Raw genomic sequence first — 406 nt, 5'->3', positions numbered from 1 at the left:
CAGAAAATCCGGCACCGGCTGTGAGCCATGCTGCCAATCCTCGCTGACGAGATGTCCGATATCCTCCATCTCTTGAAACACGCCTGATGGCGCGATGAAGAACGGGGATCTGCCGTCAGGGCCGAGCACCCGCCATGACTGGGCGTCGTCACGAACCTCCTCCGGTGTGGACGGCAGATCAACGAAAGAATCGAGACCACGGTAGATTTCTGATGACCGAGCTGGCGCCCGCTCCGGAGATGGCCACATACCCGCGTCAAAGTCGGACGGCACTCGCGGGAACCAGGTCGAGCTCGACCCGTCCGGCCCCTGCCAACCGGTGAGTCCAGCTGAGTTCGAGCCAGCCCCCTGCTGAGGGAAGTCCACACCCAGCGCTCTGTTTGCGTCGACGATCTGTAGATACTTC

Annotated in this window: 1 pseudogene; it reads right to left on the bottom strand. The window is 61.6% G+C overall.

Going from position 1 to position 406, the window contains the following annotated elements:
- Positions 1 to 406 (bottom strand): annotated as a pseudogene (locus AC0L3P_RS40110) (Ulp1 family isopeptidase); the annotation flags it as partial.

This window comes from Bradyrhizobium sp. WSM4874, assembly GCF_055811835.1.
Note: the sequence above shows the minus strand (reverse complement) of the source record. Positions and strands in the feature narration are given on the sequence as shown.